Source organism: Halopolyspora algeriensis (assembly GCF_003337235.1).
Lineage (GTDB): Bacteria > Actinomycetota > Actinomycetes > Mycobacteriales > Pseudonocardiaceae > Haloactinomyces > Haloactinomyces algeriensis.
Genome location: NZ_QPJC01000013.1, coordinates 67,038 through 79,991, shown reverse-complemented (window position 1 = coordinate 79,991; position 12,954 = coordinate 67,038). Strand labels below are relative to the sequence as shown.

The following is a 12,954-nucleotide window of genomic DNA, read 5'->3' as shown; positions in this document are numbered from 1 at the left end:
CCGCGCGGTCCCGTTCCGCACCCGCACAGAAAGCACCGCTTTCCACTCGGCGACGGAATCTCCTTTCCGGCCTTTCGGACACAGCGGGTTTCGATGGCGAAATCCTGCAGCGGGGACCATCGTCGGTGCTCGCCCCGGCCGGTATCGCGTGCACCGAGAGGAACGACGAGAGCATCCACGTCCTTCCCCGCACGGTCCCGCCGGCTCTCTTCGGCGAGTTCACCGGCGACCGGCGCGACGGCGACGTCCGATGATCGGCACCGCGCGGTCTCGAGCCGGTTCCGGCCGATTGACCCCGACCGAAATCCCACTGGGATGCATCCCACACTGGTACCATTTTGGTATGACCAAGCAGATTGCCGTCCGGCTTCCGGATGCCCTCGTCGAGTTCATCGACGAGCACGTCGAACATGGCGAAGCCACCAGCAGAGCGGACTTCGTCGCGCACGCGCTGGAGCGTCAGCGCAGGCGAGAAGTCGCCGCACGGGACGCTGCCATCCTCGCCCAGGCGAACAGTGACACCGATCTCGACAGCCTCGCCGACCACGCCGCACGTGTCCCCATGGACGACCTCGACTGATGCGGCCGATCCACAGCGCACGTCTCGACAAGACTCGCCCGGTGCTGCTCCTGACTCGTGAGTTGGTCCTTCCCCATCTCACACGGGTCTCCGTCGCGCCCATCACGAGCACCATCCGGGGCCTGTCCACGGAGGTTCCGGTCAATTCCGCGAACGGGCTCGACCACGACAGCGTGGTCAGCTGCGACAGCATCGTCACCGTGCCCAAGTCGGCGCTGGGCCGCCATCTCGGCTACCTGTTCCCGGCGCAGGAGGCCGCACTCTCCGCCGCCATCCGCTCCGCCTTCGACCTCGAGTGAGTCGAAAGTGGCTCACAGCAGAATCCACGGCGAGTAACTGTGCCCTCACACAGTCACATATCGAGTCCCGCCGTCTCCTTGGCCTGCTGAAACACCTCCCGCAACATCGGCGGGGTGAGCCTGCCGGTGAAGGTGTAACGTCTGGCGGTCCGCGTTCGAGACCCGAAGGTCCAAGTGAACGCGGTCCTTCATGGTCTTGGGTTCGGCGGCCCGCTGAAACCACACCGTCGGCCCCCGCCCGGAAGGATCGACCAGATCCACAGCCTCCTCGGCCGTGACCTGCTCAACGTAACCCAGCACCACGCTCCAGAACCGACGCAGCGAGTCGGGATCGTTGGCATCGATACAGATCTCGAAACTTCGCGCAGGCATCACGGATGCTGTATACACCCTCCGTCACGCGAACAGCGGTTGGATGCGGCCCAATGTGTCCGCGAGGGAGTCCCGCTCACGTTCCAAGTCGTAGCGCGACTGCATATTGAGCCAGAACCGCTCGGACGTGCCGAAGAAGCGCGCGAGCCGCAGTGCGGTGTCGGCCGAGACACCGCGTTTGCCGTGCACGATCTCGTTGATCCGTCGCGGCGGAACACCGATCGCGACGGCGAGACGGTGCTGGGTCACGCCGAACGGTTCCAGGTACTCCTCGGCCAGGACCTCCCCCGGATGAATCGGAGGCATGACGTACTCGTCAGACATCCTCGTTCCCTTCAGTGGTAGTCCACGATCTCGATGTTCTCGGGACCAGCCGGTGTCCACTCGAAGCAGATGCGCCACTGCTGATTGATCCGAATGCTGTACTGGCCGACTCGATCTCCATTCAGCTTCTCCAACCGGTTACCAGGGGGAGTCCGCAGATCCTCCACTGCCTCCGCAGCATCAAGGATGACGAGCTTGCGCAGAGCAGCCCGCTGAACATTCGGATCGAGGACCCGTGAACGGCGTCGTTGCCATACACGCTCGGTCTCCTTGTCGGCGAAAGATCGCAGCATGAGTTTAACGTACCACGTTAATAACGGCAAGCGTTATGCGCTGGCGCTGCCGGACCTCACGCCACCCCCGCCAACTCCTTGGCCTGCTGAAACACCTCCCGCAACATCGGCGGGGTGAGCCTGCCGGTGAAGGTGTTCTGCTGGCTGACGTGGTAACAGCCGAGCAGGTCCAGATCGGCGCCTCCGTCGGTGGCGGGAATCCGCGCGTGCACGCCGTGTCCGAACTTCGGGCGCGGACGGGGCACCCGCCACTCCGAGGCACCGAGCACCGGAAGCAGCGCCTGCCACCCGTAGCCACCGAGGACCACGACGACCCGCAGGGTCGGGCGCAGCAGCTCCAGCTCACGAGCCAGCCAGGGGCGGCACGCGTCGCGCTCGTCGGGGGTCGGCTTGTTCGCCGGGGGCGCGCAGCGCACGGGCGCGGTGATCCGCGTGTCGTACAGTTCCAGACCGTCGCCGATGCTGTGGGAGTCCGGCTGCGAAGCCAGCCCCACGTCGTACAGCGCCTGGTAGAGCACGGTTCCCGAACGATCACCGGTGAACATCCGGCCGGTGCGGTTCGCGCCGTGCGCGGCCGGGGCCAAGCCCACCACGGCGATCGAGGCGTCCGTCGGCCCGAACCCCGGAACCGGCCTGCCCCAGTACTGCTCGCCGCGAAACGCCGCACGCTTCTCCCGCGCGACTCCCTCGCGCCAGGCCACCAGACGCGGGCAGGCGGTGCAGTGCGCGACCAGGGAGTCCAGTTCGCCGAGGTCGCGGGCGGTGGCCGCAGCCTGCGCAGGGGCCTCGATCGGCTCGGCGACCAACTCGGAAATCACCTCAGTCACGGCTTCCACCCTGACAGACGCGGGATCGTCCGCATCAAGCCATCGAATCCTCGTGCCCGGGAACAGTAAGGTTCGGGCCATGTCAGCCAGTGCGGAACAAGGCAAAACCGACGAGTCCGAGAAGAAGCAGACCACGACCCCGGCCGAACCGGCCGACGACCTGGTCACCACGCATCACACCATCACCGCGAAGGGCACCGAACTGTCCTACACGGCCACCACGGGCCGCGTCGTTCTCCGCGAGGAGGCGCACACCGACGGCACGTTCGACGGCCACGTGGCCAAGGCCGAGATGTTCGTGACCGCCTACACGGTCGACACCGCCGAACCCGGCAGCCGCCCGGTCACCTTCGCGTTCAACGGCGGCCCCGGCGCTTCGAGCACCTGGCTGCACCTGGGCCTGCTGGGGCCGCGCCGGGTGCTTTCCGGCGACGCCGGTCAGCTCGCGCCACCGCCGTACGGGCTGGCCGACAACCCCGAGACACTGCTGGCACACAGCGACCTGGTGTTCATCGATCCCATCTCCACCGGCTACTCGCGCGCGATCAAGGGCGGCGACCCCGGCGACTTCCACGGCTACCAGCGCGACATCGAGTCCGTCGGCGAGCTGATCCGGCTGTGGACGACGCGCCACGACCGCTGGATGTCGCCGAAGTACCTGGCCGGCGAGTCCTACGGCACGCTGCGCGCGGCCGCCCTGGCCGAGCACCTGCAGACCCGCTACGGGATGTATCTCAACGGGCTGCTGCTGATCTCGGCGGTGCTGGACATGGGCACCATCCGGTTCACCGAGGGCAACGACCTGCCCTACTCGCTGTTCCTGCCGACCTACGCCGCGATCGCGCATCACCACGGCAAGCACGGCGACCGCCCGCTGCGGGAGGTCCTCGACGAGGCCGAGGAGTTCGCCGCGCGCGACTACCCGTGGGCGCTCGCGCGCGGCGCGCGGCTGTCGGATTCCGAGCGCGGGGACATGGTGCGCCGGACGGCGGCACTGACCGGGTTGTCCGAGGACTACGTGGACCGCGTCGACCTGCGCATCGAGCACATCCGGTTCTTCACCGAACTGCTGCGCGACCGGCGCCGGACCGTGGGCCGGATGGACGGGCGGTTCACCGGGTGGGAACCGGACGCCGGCGGCGAGCACTTCACCGACGACCCGAGCGTCTCCGGCATCATCGGCGCCTACTCCGCGGCGATCAATCACTACCTGCGCGCGGAGCTGGGCTACGCCAACGACCTGCCGTACGAGGTGATCAGCACCCGGGTGCACCCGTGGTCGTACAAGGAGTTCGAGGGCAGTGCGGTGGCCGTGACCGACAAGCTCTCCGCCGCGATGCGGGCGAACCCGTACCTGCGGCTGCAGGTGAGCTGCGGACACACCGACGGTGCCACGCCGTACTTCGCGGCCGAGCACACGCTCGCGCGGCTGACGATCCCCCGCGAGCTGCGGGACAACATCGACGTCCGCTACTACCCGGCGGGGCACATGATGTACGTGCACGAGCCCTCGCGCATCAAGCAGTCCGCCGACCTCGCCGAGTTCCTGGCCCGGTGATCCGGCGGTAAGCAAGCCCGAACGGACCCGGCCGGGGTACCGGTCCGATGCTCGGTGCCCCGGCGGCCGGGGCCACCGCCATGGTGATCGACACGGCCGCCGCTCGGTTGAGGGAATTCATCAGGCACCGGAGGTCTGCTCACCGGCGAGACGCTGGGCGATGCGGTCGACGATGGTCTCGGCCGTGGCGGCGTTGTCCTGCCCGAGTGCATCGGCCACCGCGCCCTCGATGACAGGACCGACCGCCTCGGCGATGACGGGGCGCAGCGCTTCGGCCACGGCCTGCGGGTCGGTGTGCCCGGCCGCCTCCAGCATCTGCGGGAACCGGTTCACCGCGTCCAGTGTGGCCTGGGAGCGGTGGAACGCCAGCATCGAGTAGGCCCGTGCCTGGTGCAGCTGCTGCCAGGCGGGCATGGTCTCCCGGTCAGGGTTGGACGCGTGCCACAGCAGGAGTTCCTTGTTCCAGACTTCGTCGGCGCTCACGTCGTCCTCCTTGGGAATGGTCTCGGGATGCGCGAGATAGTCGGCGACCCGGCGGCGGAAGGCGTCCATGTCGATGCCGGCAGGGTCGATCTTGCGGTTCGGCGCCCATTCGCGGTGCGCGCAGACGCCCGCAGCGCTGATGCCGAGGAACCGGCAGGTGCGGGCCACCAGCCGCGGGTAGACGTCGAGCTGCTGCGGAGTCCAGTCCCCGTCACCGGAATCCTCGGCCTCGATTCCCAGCGCCGTGGAGTTGCCGCTGAAACCGGCCCAACCGCCGCGCCCGGCGTGGTAGGCCAATCCGGCTGCGATGACGTACACGGTGCCGTCGTAGCCGATCCCGAAGTGCGACAGCGGCCCGGGAAGCCCCGGACGGCCGTGGGTGACGACGTCGAGACTGGGATAATTGCTGCTGGTCTGCTCCGGCTCGGGCCCTGCGGTGTGGTGAGCCACCACCACGCCGACGTGGTTGCCGAGCGGGCCGTGCCCTCTGGTGGTCCATCCGGGCACCTCGACGACGGGGTACCCGGTGTCGCGCGCCACGGTGGCCAGATTGGAGCCGGGTCGGTTGAACCACTGTCCCATCAGTCCACCTCGCGGTACTCGGTGGACAACCGGTCCAGTTCTGATTGTTCGGTCGGTTCCGCGTCGCGCAGTGCTCCGCGCGGGGCGTCGATGTGGTCCGGGTGCTGCTCGGCCATGGGCGTCCTCCTCCGATCGGACCCGCATACCCGCCGCCGAATGCAGTATTGCCTCGGTACCGGAAATGCTGGCAGCCCTGATCACCGGAGCACATCCGCCCGTTGAGTGATTTTTCCTGCTCAACACCTTCCCGATGTCCTCGGGGGATCACTCGGAAATCGCACCGGCCGGCGAACAACCGAACACAGGCGCGGAAACAGTCGGCGACGGAAACGCCGAGAACACCGAATCCGACCCCGTCCGGTGGGCACGGCCTGTGGCAAGGCGGGGGCCTCGGACGTCGCGGAGGCACTCGCCGTGGTTACCGCGCGCCAACTCGTGGCTCCTGTCGTCACCTCGGGCCTCGGTGACTTGCCTCGCCTCGCCGAGCCCCGGGGAATCTCGGTGCCCCTGCACCCAAACAGATTTGTCCTGGGTACGTAGCACGCACTCAGCGTGAGCTATGATCATTTCTCGGTGACACATTGGGCGAGCCGGAAGGAGCTGGTGTGTAATTATCGACCTTCGAGGGCAACACCTGGCCTCCGGTGCCGCAAACTCCCTCATGGGCCGGCAAATTACCCAAACTGGAGGTCTACGTCGACGAAACCGGCGATCGCGGCTTCAGCAAGACATCCTCTCCGTTCCCCGCCATGACCGCTCTCATCATTCCACAGGAGCGAATACCGCAAGCTCGGGCCGTCGCCGGAGGATTACGCTATGTCGTGGGAACATCGCGGCCGCTGCACTGGACCGAGCACTTCAAGGCCAAGCATTCCGACCGTCGCGAACTTGCTGCCGGCATGCTCGCCAATATCGCAGACGTGAAAGTCATTCACGTCATCGCGCACAAAGAAACCATCACATTTGAAGCTGCCCTACGCAGCGATGCGCCGAAATTCTACAACTATACGACACGGCTTTTGATGGAACGAATCGCTTGGGCGGCACGCGACTGGCCGAGCGGTTCCCGGCTGGCCGTCATGCGACTCGGCTCGGTCAGGCACATGGATCACAAAGCGACGATCAACTACCTCAACCTGGTCCGAGCGCAGTCATCATCGTTGACTGTGCCCCGGGAACATGTGGCTTGGCCACCCAAGTGGTACGGCACATCGTCTTACGATGGCATCCAGCTTGCCGACATCTACGCGGGCATGCTCAACCTCGCGCTAACAGGCGCCCCGAATGACCACGATTGCGCCAAACTGCTGGTCCAGTGCGGTCACCAGCTTCGCCGACACAATGGCACCCTACTCGGTAGGGGGATCAAGGTGATCGGCGAAGAGGATTACATCACGAACCGATGCTGGTGGCGCGCTCTGCATCAGGCTTGCTGAACACAGACGAAACCCCCAAGTGGGCTCGAGGGGCCACAACCACCTCACAGGCGGAGGGATCCGGTTTCCCGGTTCCGGCGCATCCTCGCAACCCCTTGGAGGCTCCGGCTGGCTATCCGGGTTCTTGCTGCCCGGGCCGTGTCAACTTCTGGTGCTGACGGTTCCATTATCTCTCGCTGTGCCCAAGAGTCAAATAGATTGTTCGTGTGAAGCCGCGGGGCGCGCGAGAAGCGGCCCGTTCGCCCGTTCTCGACGGGCAAACGGGCCGCTGGCTCGACACGGCGCGCCACAGCGTCGTCACGCCACAGCGCTGTCACCGCACCTCACGCGACGACGTGGGGGCGCTCCTCGGCGAAGTGGCAGGCACTCGGGTGGGCGTTCCCGTCGGTGCTCAACTCGTCACCGACGACCTGCCCGCCTTCGCGGCGGATCTCCAGCGCCGGCTGCTGCTCGGCGCAGAGGTCCGTGGCCTTCCAGCAGCGGGTGCGGAACCGGCACCCCGACGGCGGGTTCGCCGGGCTCGGCACGTCCCCGGACAACCGGATCATCTCGCGCCGGTCCCGCAGGGTCGGATCGGGCACCGGCACCGAGGACAGCAGCGCCTGGGTGTAGGGGTGCTGCGGGTGCTCGTAGATCTGGTCCTCGGTTCCGGTCTCGACCATCTTGCCCAGATACATCACCCCGACCCGGTCGGACAGGTGCCGCACCACACCCAGGTCGTGGGCGATGAAGATGTAGGACAGCCCGAACTCCGACTGCAGCTCGCCCAGCAGGTTCATCACCTGCGCCTGGATCGAGACGTCCAGCGCGGAGACCGGCTCGTCGCAGACGATCACCTTCGGCTTCAGCGCCAGCGCCCGGGCGATGCCGATGCGCTGGCGCTGCCCGCCGGAGAACTGGTGCGGGTACCGGTGGACGTGCTCGGGGTTGAGCCCGACGATGTCGAGCAGTTCCTGCACCTTGCGCTGCCGCTCCCCCTTCGGCGCCACCTCAGGGTGGATCTCGAAGGGCTCCCCGACGATGTCGCCCACGGTCTTGCGCGGGTTCAGCGAGGTGTAGGGGTCCTGCAGCACGATCTGCATGTCGCGGCGCAGCCTGCGCAGATCGGCGCCCTTCTTGGCGAACATGTCCTCGCCCTCGAACAGCGCCGTGCCGCTGGTCGGCTGCTCCAGCCGCATCAGCACCTGAGCCAGCGTCGACTTGCCGCAACCGGACTCGCCGACCACACCGAGGGTCTCGCCCTTGTGGAGGTCGAACGACACCCCGTCGACCGCCCGGACGTGGCCGATGGTGCGTTTGAACACCACGCCCTGAGTCACCGGGAAGTGCTTGACGAGATCGCGCACCTGCAGGATCGGTTCTGCGCTCGCTTCAGTCACGGCTGATCAGCTCCTCGGCGAAGTGGCAGGCGCTGGCACGTCCCAGCCCCAGATCGTGGAACTCGGGCACCTTCTCCCGGCACGCGTCCTCGGCCCGGTGGCAGCGGGGGTGGAACGGGCATCCCGGCGGGATGTTCGTCAGGGTCGGCGGCAGGCCCTGGATGCTGGCCAGCTCGTGCCCCTTCATGTCCAGTCGCGGGATGGACTCCATCAGCCCCTCGGTGTAGGGGTGGCCCGGCTGCTTGTACAGCGAGTGGGCGTCGGCCTTCTCCACGACTCGGCCCGCGTACATCACCGAGATGCGGTCGGCGACCTCGGCGACGACGCCGAGGTCGTGGGTGATGAGGATGAGCCCCATCCCGCGTTCGCGGCGCAACTCGTCGAGCAGATCCATGATCTGGGCCTGCACGGTGACGTCGAGGGCCGTGGTGGGCTCGTCGGCGATGAGCAGGTCCGGGTCCAGGGCCAGCGACATCGCGATCATCACGCGCTGGCGCATGCCACCGGAGAACTGGTGCGGGAACTCCTTCACGCGCTGCTTGGCGTTGGGGATCTTGACCATGTCGAGCATCTCGGCCGCCTTGGCCATGGCGTCCTTGCGCGACATGCCCCGGCGGAACCGGAACTGCTCGGCGATCTGGAAACCGACGGTGAACACCGGGTTCAGTGCCGACAGCGCGTCCTGGAAGATCATCGCCATGTTCTCGCCGCGCAGCTCGCGGCGCCGCTCCTCGCCGGCGGTGAGCATCTCCTCGCCCCGGTAGCGGATCGAACCTCCGGTGACGAAACCGGGCGGGGTGTCCAGGATGCCCATCACGGTCTGGGCCGTGACGCTCTTGCCGGAGCCGGACTCGCCGAGCACGGCCAGCGTCTCCCCCGCGTCGACGTGGTAGCTCACGCCGTTGAGCACGTTGGCCGTGCCGTCCTTGGAGCGGAACTCCACGTGCAGGTCCTCGACCTCGAGCAGGCGCGACTCCGGAGAGCCGCCACCCCTGTTGTCCACAGCGGACATTGCGGTCCTCCTTCTACTTCTGCTTGGGGTCCAGCGCATCGCGGACGGCGTCACCGAGCATCACGAACGCCAGCACCGTCACGATCAGAAACAGCGCCGGGAACACAAGCATGTGCGGGGTGCTGACGATGTACTGCTGCGATACAGAAATCATCATTCCCCAGGAGACGACGGGGTACTTCAGCCCCAGTCCGAGGTACGACAGGGTCGCCTCCAGCCCGATGAAGCCGCCCAGCGCGATCGTGGCGTAGACCATCACCGGGGCCAGACAGTTCGGCAGCACGTGCTTGAAGATGATGCGCGAGTGGCTCGCACCCAGAGCTTTGGCGGCCTTGACGTAGTCCTGCTGCTTGGCCGCGATCGCCGCCGACCGCATGATCCGCATGCAGATCGGCCAAGCCAGCACCCCGATGGTCACGATCACCTGAGTCATGATCCGAGTCGAGCTGGGGGTCCCCGCCACACCGGCGTTGAACACCGACAGGATCACGATGGCCCCGAGCACGAACGGCAGACCGAGGAAGATCTCGGCGAACCGGGACAGGAAACTGTCGGTCTTCCCCCCGGCATAGCCCGTGATCACTCCGACGACGGAACCGAGCAGCACGACCAGCACCGTGGACAGCACCCCGACGATGATCGAGGCGCGAGCGCCGTAGACGACCCGGGCATAGATGTCGCGTCCCAGGTGGTCGTAGCCGAACCAGGCCTCCGCGGAAGGGTCGTCGCGTGCCTTGTCCAAAATCTGCACATTCGGATCAGTCGAGGCGAACAGACCGGGGAATACCGACATCACCAGCAAGAACAGGATGATGGCACTCGCAACGATGAACAGGGGGCGGCGCCGCAGATCCCGCCAGGCATCGCCCCACAGGCCGCGCTGCTTTTCCGTCTTGGTCGACGATGCCTTGTCCTGCGCTTCGACCGTGGCCTGCGCCGCTGCTCCGGCGCTGCCGATGCTCCGTTGTGCTTCGCCGGTGTCAGTCATATCGAATCCTCGGGTCGAGAGCCGCGTAGAGGATGTCCACGAGCAGGTTCATCAGCAGGTAGACGATCACCAGCAGGGTGACCACTCCGGTGACGGTGGTGCCTTCCTGCTGCATGATCGCTTCGAAGATCAGTCCACCGATGCCGTGGATGTTGAACACGCCCTCGGTGACGATCGCACCGCCCATGAGGGCACCGAAGTCGGTACCGATGAAGGTGATCACCGGGATCAGCGAGTTGCGCAGCATGTGAATTCCGACCACACGCCGCGGGGCGAGTCCCTTGGCCGTGGCCGTGCGGATGTAGTCCGCTCGCTTGTTCTCCATCATGGCCGTCCGGCTCAAGCGCGCGATGTAGGCCATGGACAGGCTGCCGAGCACGAACCCGGGCACGAACAGCTCGCCGATGGTGGGATCCGAACCGACCGAGGGCTGGATCCATTCGAGCTGTACCCCCAGCACGATCTGCAAGATGAAGCCGGTCACGAAGACCGGTACCGAGATCAGAACCAGCGTGGAAGCCAGGACCAGATTGTCCAGGAACCCCTTGCCGCGCAGTGCGGTCAACACGCCGGCCGCGATGCCGATGACACCCTCGATGATCAGCGCGACCAGCGCCAGTTTGACCGTCACCGGGTAGGCGTTCTGGATCAGCGTACCGACCTCGGTGCCGGAGTAGGTTTCACCGAAGTTCCCGGTGAGCAGCTTTCCGAGGTACAAGAAGTACTGCACGATGACCGGCTCGTTGAGGTTGTACTGCTCGGTCATCTTGTCGATGTAGGCCTGTGGGCAACTACGAGCGCCACACTTGCCCGCGAAAGGATTACCGGGCAGCGCCCACACGAGCGCATAGATGATGAACGTTGTTCCGATGAACACGGGGATCAACTGCAGCAGTCGCCGCAGTATGTAACGACCCACCGAACCTCCTTCGACAAGGACACGCCCGGTCCGCCGTCACTTGTGGCGACGGCGGACCGGGCCGGTGTCACTTAGCTCACTGCTGCGAGTCCGCAACCCTGACGGTGGTCAGGGCGAGCGAACGGCGCGGCGTGACCACGGCTTCCGCGAGGCGGTCCGACTTGCCTGCCTGGATGCCCTGCGTGTAGACCGGCACGCTCGGCATGTCCTCGGCCAGCAGCTTCTCCGCCTGAGCGTAGAGCTTGTTGGCCTCCTCGACGGTCGGCGCCTGGTTGGCCTGGCTCATCAGCTTCTCGAACTCCGGGTTGAAGTACGTGCTGTCGTTCGAGGACGCGCCCTTGGTGAAGATCGGCGCCAGGAAGTTCTGGATGCTCGGATAGTCGGCCACCCAACCGGAGCGGAACATCCCGGTCATCTCGTTGGCGACGATCTTCGAGCGGAACTCGCTGAAGGTCGGAATCGGCTTGTAAACCGCTTTGATGCCCAGCGTGTCGCGGATGCTGCCCGCCACGGCCTTGACCCACTCCTCGTGGCCGCCGTCGGCATTGCTGGCGATGGTCAGGGTGCCCTCGAAGCCGCCTGCCTTCTTCAGGTACTCCTTGGCCTTGGCCGGGTCGTACTGGCACCACTGCCCGCACTGGTTCGGTACGAAGCCATCCACCGAGGGGGAGACCCAGCCACGCAGCGGCTTGCGGGTGCCCGAGAAGACGTTCTCGACGATCGACTTCCGGTCGATGGCCATCGAGATGGCCTTGCGCAGGTTCGGGTCCTGGAACTTCTCCTGGTACAGCGGGAACGACAGCGGAGTGACCTTCATGGCCTCGGCCGTGATGGCGTTGTCACCGAGTTCCTGCTTCCAGCGGCCGTCGGTCAGCGCCGAGACCGGCATCTGCCGCATGAAGTCCAGGTTGCCCGACTTGAGATCCTGGTAAGCCGTGCTCAGCTTGTTGTAGACCTTGAACTGGAACGCCTCGACTGTGCCCTTGCGCTCGCCCTTGTACTTGTCGTACTTGGTCAGCGTGAGGCTCTCGTTGGGAGTGCGCTTCTCGAACTTGTACGGGCCGTTACCGATCGGGTTCTTCTCGAACTTCTCCTTGTTCTCGAAGAACATGTCCGGCAGCGGCGAGAAGGCGCTGTAGCCGATGGTCGACGGGAAGATCGTGAACGGCTGCTTGAGGGTGACCTTCATGGTGTACGGGTCGACGACCTCGAGCCCGGACATCTTCTTGGTCGTGGGCTTCGGTGCTTCCTTCGGGCCGTTGCCATCCGGATCGGCCGGATGCACCTCGTCGTAGCCCTGGATCTTGTCGAAGAAGCTGGCCGTCTTCTGCCCGTTCGGCGCGTAGGCGGTGTAGTTCCACGCACGGACGAAGTTGTCGGCGGTGACTTCCTCACCGTTGTGGAAGGTCCAGCCCTGCTTGAGCTTGATCGTGTAGGTCTTCTTGTCGTCCGAGGCAGTGATGGACTTCGCCATCGCGTTCTCGGGCTCATAGGTATTCGGGTCGTACTGGACCAGGCCCGTGAATATGGCGTCGACGACGTTGCCGCCGTTGACCTCGGTGGTGTTGCCGGGAACGAGCGGGTTCTCCGGCTTGCCCCACTCCATCGTGATCGGGTCCTCGAGGGTCCCGGTTGCCTCGGTGGTACCGCCGCCACCACCACAGGCGCTGGCCAGCAGACCAACCGCGAGCGTGGCCGCGACAGGCGCGACCATGCGTCGTTTGCGCATCAATTTCCTCCCGCTTTCCACGTGATCCCCGCCGGGGAAGCGCAGGGGTCACCAGGCCGACGGTCTTCGTTCACCGCCGAATCAGCCGGGCGTAAACATAAGGGAGACCCAGTTCACGGCAATGGACTGTCACAAATCCGTCATATTCTGTATCGATACAGCAGCTTTTTCAC

At 65.8% G+C, this 12,954-nt stretch carries 14 protein-coding genes; 4 read left to right on the top strand and 10 right to left on the bottom strand.

From position 1 onward, the window contains the following. The first annotated feature begins 343 nt into the window (after positions 1–343). Positions 344–580 carry a ribbon-helix-helix domain-containing protein gene (locus DFQ14_RS17830; RefSeq protein WP_114454455.1) on the top strand — a complete coding sequence of 79 codons (237 nt, stop codon included), beginning with the start codon at positions 344–346 and terminating at the stop codon, positions 578–580. Then, complete coding sequence (locus DFQ14_RS17825; RefSeq protein WP_114454454.1) at positions 580–879, top strand: type II toxin-antitoxin system PemK/MazF family toxin; 300 nt, start codon at positions 580–582, stop codon at positions 877–879. Before DFQ14_RS17830 ends, DFQ14_RS17825 begins: the two co-directional genes overlap by 1 nt. 45 nt (positions 880–924) lie before the next feature. On the opposite strand, the gene DFQ14_RS17820 is transcribed toward DFQ14_RS17825, so the two are convergent. The 4 genes from DFQ14_RS17820 to DFQ14_RS17805 are packed head-to-tail and all read right to left on the bottom strand — an operon-like array spanning position 925 to position 2,695. Further along, on the bottom strand, positions 925–1,251 hold the full coding sequence (locus DFQ14_RS17820) for a VOC family protein (RefSeq protein WP_114454453.1): 327 nt from the start codon (positions 1,249–1,251) through the stop codon (positions 925–927). Between the two features lie 24 nt (positions 1,252–1,275). Then, the gene (locus DFQ14_RS17815) at positions 1,276–1,575 is read right to left on the bottom strand and encodes a HigA family addiction module antitoxin (protein ID WP_114454452.1); all 300 of its coding nucleotides are present in this window, start codon (positions 1,573–1,575) and stop codon (positions 1,276–1,278) included. Positions 1,576–1,586: 11 nt separating this feature from the next. Continuing rightward, positions 1,587–1,868, bottom strand: coding sequence for a type II toxin-antitoxin system RelE/ParE family toxin (locus DFQ14_RS17810; RefSeq protein WP_114454451.1), 282 nt, complete (start codon positions 1,866–1,868; stop codon positions 1,587–1,589). Between the two features lie 56 nt (positions 1,869–1,924). After that, the gene (locus DFQ14_RS17805; RefSeq protein ID WP_276513333.1) at positions 1,925–2,695 is read right to left on the bottom strand and encodes a uracil-DNA glycosylase; all 771 of its coding nucleotides are present in this window, start codon (positions 2,693–2,695) and stop codon (positions 1,925–1,927) included. 79 nt (positions 2,696–2,774) lie between these two features. Between DFQ14_RS17805 and DFQ14_RS17800 the strand changes: the two genes are divergently transcribed. After that, positions 2,775–4,253 (top strand): S10 family peptidase, encoded by a 1,479-nt coding sequence (locus tag DFQ14_RS17800; protein ID WP_114454449.1) that lies wholly within the window; start codon positions 2,775–2,777, stop codon positions 4,251–4,253. A 120-nt stretch (positions 4,254–4,373) separates the two neighbouring features. Here DFQ14_RS17800 and DFQ14_RS17795 read toward each other — a convergent pair whose 3' ends face one another. Further along, positions 4,374–5,318 (bottom strand): N-acetylmuramoyl-L-alanine amidase, encoded by a 945-nt coding sequence (locus tag DFQ14_RS17795; protein WP_158546718.1) that lies wholly within the window; start codon positions 5,316–5,318, stop codon positions 4,374–4,376. A 644-nt stretch (positions 5,319–5,962) separates the two neighbouring features. Here DFQ14_RS17795 and DFQ14_RS17790 point away from each other — a divergent pair. Further along, positions 5,963–6,754, top strand: coding sequence for a DUF3800 domain-containing protein (locus tag DFQ14_RS17790; protein ID WP_114454447.1), 792 nt, complete (start codon positions 5,963–5,965; stop codon positions 6,752–6,754). 323 nt (positions 6,755–7,077) lie between these two features. On the opposite strand, the gene DFQ14_RS17785 is transcribed toward DFQ14_RS17790, so the two are convergent. From DFQ14_RS17785 to DFQ14_RS17765, 5 genes are all read right to left on the bottom strand, one after another. Further along, positions 7,078–8,133 carry an ABC transporter ATP-binding protein gene (locus DFQ14_RS17785; RefSeq protein WP_114454446.1) on the bottom strand — a complete coding sequence of 352 codons (1,056 nt, stop codon included), beginning with the start codon at positions 8,131–8,133 and terminating at the stop codon, positions 7,078–7,080. After that, positions 8,126–9,145 carry an ABC transporter ATP-binding protein gene (locus DFQ14_RS17780; RefSeq protein ID WP_114454445.1) on the bottom strand — a complete coding sequence of 340 codons (1,020 nt, stop codon included), beginning with the start codon at positions 9,143–9,145 and terminating at the stop codon, positions 8,126–8,128. Before DFQ14_RS17780 ends, DFQ14_RS17785 begins: the two co-directional genes overlap by 8 nt. Before the next feature lie 13 nt (positions 9,146–9,158). Beyond that, positions 9,159–10,133 (bottom strand): ABC transporter permease, encoded by a 975-nt coding sequence (locus DFQ14_RS17775; RefSeq protein WP_114454444.1) that lies wholly within the window; start codon positions 10,131–10,133, stop codon positions 9,159–9,161. After that, positions 10,126–11,052, bottom strand: coding sequence for an ABC transporter permease (locus tag DFQ14_RS17770; RefSeq protein ID WP_114454443.1), 927 nt, complete (start codon positions 11,050–11,052; stop codon positions 10,126–10,128). Before DFQ14_RS17770 ends, DFQ14_RS17775 begins: the two co-directional genes overlap by 8 nt. Positions 11,053–11,128: 76 nt before the next feature. Further along, positions 11,129–12,781 (bottom strand): peptide ABC transporter substrate-binding protein, encoded by a 1,653-nt coding sequence (locus tag DFQ14_RS17765; RefSeq protein ID WP_179951607.1) that lies wholly within the window; start codon positions 12,779–12,781, stop codon positions 11,129–11,131. Between the last annotated feature and the right edge of the window lie 173 nt (positions 12,782–12,954).

What these genes read in the sequence shown, in the direction of transcription:
- DFQ14_RS17775 (WP_114454444.1), bottom strand. Translation starts at nt 10,133, where the DNA reads ATGACTGACACCGGCGAAGCACAACGGAGCATCGGCAGCGCCGGAGCA.
- DFQ14_RS17820 (WP_114454453.1), bottom strand. Translation starts at nt 1,251, where the DNA reads ATGCCTGCGCGAAGTTTCGAGATCTGTATCGATGCCAACGATCCCGAC.
- DFQ14_RS17800 (WP_114454449.1), top strand. Translation starts at nt 2,775, where the DNA reads ATGTCAGCCAGTGCGGAACAAGGCAAAACCGACGAGTCCGAGAAGAAG.
- DFQ14_RS17830 (WP_114454455.1), top strand. Translation starts at nt 344, where the DNA reads ATGACCAAGCAGATTGCCGTCCGGCTTCCGGATGCCCTCGTCGAGTTC.
- DFQ14_RS17780 (WP_114454445.1), bottom strand. Translation starts at nt 9,145, where the DNA reads ATGTCCGCTGTGGACAACAGGGGTGGCGGCTCTCCGGAGTCGCGCCTG.
- DFQ14_RS17810 (WP_114454451.1), bottom strand. Translation starts at nt 1,868, where the DNA reads ATGCTGCGATCTTTCGCCGACAAGGAGACCGAGCGTGTATGGCAACGA.
- DFQ14_RS17795 (WP_158546718.1), bottom strand. Translation starts at nt 5,318, where the DNA reads ATGGGACAGTGGTTCAACCGACCCGGCTCCAATCTGGCCACCGTGGCG.
- DFQ14_RS17815 (WP_114454452.1), bottom strand. Translation starts at nt 1,575, where the DNA reads ATGTCTGACGAGTACGTCATGCCTCCGATTCATCCGGGGGAGGTCCTG.
- DFQ14_RS17825 (WP_114454454.1), top strand. Translation starts at nt 580, where the DNA reads ATGCGGCCGATCCACAGCGCACGTCTCGACAAGACTCGCCCGGTGCTG.
- DFQ14_RS17765 (WP_179951607.1), bottom strand. Translation starts at nt 12,781, where the DNA reads ATGCGCAAACGACGCATGGTCGCGCCTGTCGCGGCCACGCTCGCGGTT.